Annotated in this window: 2 protein-coding genes and 1 pseudogene; all 3 read right to left on the bottom strand. The window is 76.5% G+C overall.

The window, feature by feature from the left end; genetic code table 11:
- Positions 1 to 285 precede the first annotated feature (285 nt).
- Positions 286 to 627, bottom strand: a complete 342-nt coding sequence (locus SSBG_RS19175) for a hypothetical protein (protein WP_008747728.1) — start codon at positions 625 to 627, stop codon at positions 286 to 288.
- 234 nt (positions 628 to 861) lie between these two features.
- Positions 862 to 2,193, bottom strand: a complete 1,332-nt coding sequence (locus SSBG_RS19180; RefSeq protein ID WP_008747729.1) for an AAA domain-containing protein — start codon at positions 2,191 to 2,193, stop codon at positions 862 to 864.
- Positions 2,190 to 3,665 (bottom strand): annotated as a pseudogene (locus tag SSBG_RS19185) (hypothetical protein); the annotation flags it as partial. The pseudogene SSBG_RS19185 and the gene SSBG_RS19180, both read right to left, overlap by 4 nt.

Consider the following 3,665-nt stretch of genomic DNA (forward strand, 5'->3'; position numbering starts at 1 on the left):
GGTCCAGGTGTGCAGCGTCGCTCCGGGATCGGGCGTCGCGCTCGCGAGCCAGCGGGCCCCGTCCTCGTCCCGCCCTGCTCCCGCCCCGCCCGTGACGGCCTGCCGCTCCTGCTGTGTGCTGCTCGTCATGCCCCCACCGTGGCCCCACCCGCTGCGGAAGCGGGCGAAGTTCGCGGAAACGCGGACAAGGGGTCCCGTACGGGCGTACCGTGCCCTGTCACCCGGCATATGCCCGGCAGGCGTGCCCGGTACGGGGCGCCCCGGCTGGCGTGGACGGAGGGGTTCTCAGCCCTCTTCGGGTTCGCCCTTGAGCAGATCGCGCCCGAACTCGATCATCTTCCGCGCGTAGTCCTCCGTCCACTGCGCCCGCTCGGCGATCGAGGCGGCCGAGAGACGGTCGAAGCGGCGCGGGTCGGCGAGTTGCGCGGCGGCGATGGCCTGGTACTCGGTCGCGCGGTCCGCGGCGGCACGGAAGGCGTGGGTCAGCTCGGTCGAGCGGTCGAGCAGCCGACGCGGGTCCTCGATCGTCTCCAGGTCGAAGAAGTGCTCGGGATCGGCCGCCACCTCCCTCGGCTCGTGGAGCAGCGGCGCCGGGCGCAGCCGCGGTCGCCGTTCGGGCTCCGCCATGAAGAATTCCTCCGTCGTACCTGTGGGAGCGGCACGGAACCACCTCCGCGCCACCCACCATTGTCCCCCGCCCCCGCAAGAGCGGCCTTTGGCCTCCGCCCGGCACCCGTCCCCGCAGGCCGGACCCCCGCCGTCCCGCGCGGCAGCCGGGACGAGTCCCCCCCGGCGCACCGCACCCGACGCGCCCCCCGACGCACCGCACCCGCCGCCCGCCCCCACCGAGGCACCCCCGTCTCACACCCGTACCCGGTGCTCCTCCAGCCGCGCCAGCACCGCGTGGTGCGCCTCCCACCCGTCCGGGAAGCGCAGCTCGACCCCCAGCCGCACCGGCTCCGTCGAGGGGTGCGCGTCGAGAAGGTCCGCGATCCCCGCCCTGCACACCACGAGGCAGGCGTGCCGGTGCCGCGAGGCGAGCACGCACAGGCGGCCCGTCTCCAGGTGGAAGGCGGTCGCGTCGGGGCGCCCCGAGAGCGGGTGCAGGACCACCGTCACGTCGTACTCGCGGCCCTGGAGCCGGTTCGCCGTGTCCACGGTGACCTCCGTGACGCCGAGCCCGGCGAGCGCCTCGCGCACCGCCGCCGCCTGGTCGCGGTGCGCCGTGCCGACCGCGATCCGGGCCGCCGTGAGCGGCACCACGTCCTCGCCGGGCGAGACGGAGCTGCCCTCGCGGTCCAGGAGCCGCCGCACGAGCCGCGCGATCGCGGCCACCGCCTCCGGGTCGGTGCGCGGCGTGAGCCGCGCGGGCAGTTCGAGCAGCCCCCAGCCGCTCGCCGCCGCCTCGTCGATCACCGCGTCGTACGGGGAGCCGTCGCCCTGCGCGGCGAAGCCGAGGTGCCGCTCGCCGGGGCCCGTGCCGCTGCGGAAGGGGGTGAACGGGTAGAACGCCGCGCTGACCAGCGGGGCCGCCGAGGCGGGCAGCCGCCAGGAGACCGGGAGGCGGTGCTGCGGGAGGCCCGGATTGTGGGCGAGGAGCGCGGCGACGGCGGAGGCGGAGGGATCGTGGGCGAGGCCCGCCCACTGGTCGGCGCCGACGAGCGCGAAGGGGTCGAGCTGTCCCGGGTCCCCGACGAACAGGGCGCGCGCGAAGAGGCCGGCGACGGCGAGGAGCGCGTCCGAGCGCATCTGGTACGCCTCGTCCACGATCGCGTGCGGCCACGGCTCGACGTCGCGCACGTGCGCCCACTTCGCCGCCGTGGACACGACGACGGGCAGCTCCACCAGACCCTCGACCCGGCTCGACTTCACGACCTGCGGATACGCGTCCAGCGCCGGGTCGTAGGCGTCCTGGTCGTTGCTGTGCAAGCGCCCCACCGGCAGCTCGGGGTCCTTCGCGACGAGCCGCAGCACGAGGTCGTCCACCTGCGCGTTGGTCTGCGCCACGATCATCAGCCGCCGCCCGGCCGCGACGAGTTCACGCGCGGCACGCACCACGAGCGTCGATTTCCCGGCCCCCGGCGGCGAGTCCACGACGACGCCCCGGTGCGTCCCGTGCAGCGTGTCCGCGAGGATCGCCGCCGTCGCCCGCGCCGCCTCGGCGCCCGGGTCGAAGTCCGCCTCGTCCGTCACAGCACGTCCTCCTCGGTCACCGGGTCCGCCGCCTCGGCCGCCGCCGCGGGCGGCCCCCCGTGTGTCCACGGTGTCGCCTCCGCGTCCGGCAGCCCGGGGCCCGGGCGCTGGTCGTGCGGGAAGAGCGTGAAGCACAGGGTCTCCCCGGGGGCCGGGACCGACCCCGCGTCCGGCTCCGCGCCCCGCCCCATCCGGTCCCGCACGGTGAGCAGCAGCGCGCCGTCCTCCGTGCGCCCGGTGAAGTCCGCCGTCTGCGGCTTGCCTTCGAGCACCCGGAATTTTCGGTGTCCGCTCCGCGAGCTGCGGCAGGTCGTCGGTGCGCACGGTGAGCACGGGCCGGGGGCGCGGCCTGCGCCCCTCGGTGTACGTCATCACGACCGACTCGACGTACCCGTGGAACGCCTCGCCCGAGAGGCGCCGTTCGGCCATGACGAGCGGGTCGTCCAGCGCCTCCTGCGCGTCGAGCCGCGCCTGCTCGCGCTCGCGCGCGGCGAGCTTGCGCGCGGCGGTCACCGCGTCGTCGCGGCGCGGCTGCGGCGGCTCGCCGGCCGCGAGACGGTCGCGGTGGCTCGTGTACGAGAGCCGGTCGCGCGTCCAGCGCTCCCGCGCGTACGGGGCCTCGGGCAGCGCGCGGAGCAGGTCCAGGCCCCGCCACACGGCGTCCCACGTCGGCCGGGTCGCGCGCGCGACCAGCTCACCGACCGCGTGCTCGGCCTCGTGCAGCGCGGCGAGCAGCGCGTCGGCGCGCTCGGGGTCCTCGGCCGCGCCGAGACGGAGGCGGGCCGCGTCGTAGCGCTCGATCGCGGGGGCGAGGAGCTTGTTGTCGAAGGCGGGATCGGTCGCCGGACCGGCCGGCGGGTGCCGCAACTGCCCCTCCTCGTCCCGCTCCAGCTCGGCGGCGAGCGCGGCGGCGGCGCCGTCCGCGCCCCCGGGCGGGTCGAGCCAGCCGAGGAGCGCGCCGAGATGCTGCTCCTCCATCCGGCTCTGCCCCGTCGCCCAGTGCCGCCCGAGCAGGCCCGTCATCGGCAGCAGCAGCGCGGAGCCCGGCACCCGCGCGCGCTCCCCGAGGTGCGTGAGCCACCGGCCGAGCAGCGGCACCCGCGCGGGCGCCGGATACGGCTCGTCCGGGTCCTGCTCGGCGGTCCGCCGGAAGCGCATCGAGCGCCCGAGCAGCCGCACGAACTCCACACCGGCCGCGCTCGGTACGAGCAACTGCGGCGCGTCACGGCACAGTTCCGCCTCGACCGTGACCTTCTTGCCGCTCTCCGGATCGGTCTCCTTGCGCTCGACCGTCTCCACGTCGGCCGCGAACGACTCGACGTACGGGAGCACTTCGGCCGCGAGCGCGGCGAGGAAGCCGAAGCGCAGCTCCCGGTCGCGCGGCTGCGGCACGTACAGCAGCCGGGGCCGCTCGCGGGCGGTCCCGACGAGCGCGCCGAGCGGAGCGCCCGTCTCCCCGGCCGTGGTGAGCG

Source organism: Streptomyces sp. SPB074 (assembly GCF_000154905.1).
Lineage (GTDB): Bacteria > Actinomycetota > Actinomycetes > Streptomycetales > Streptomycetaceae > Streptomyces.

Excerpts from the sequence above, each read along its gene's own strand:
- SSBG_RS19175 (WP_008747728.1), bottom strand. The coding sequence starts at position 627 with ATGGCGGAGCCCGAACGGCGACCGCGGCTGCGCCCGGCGCCGCTGCTC.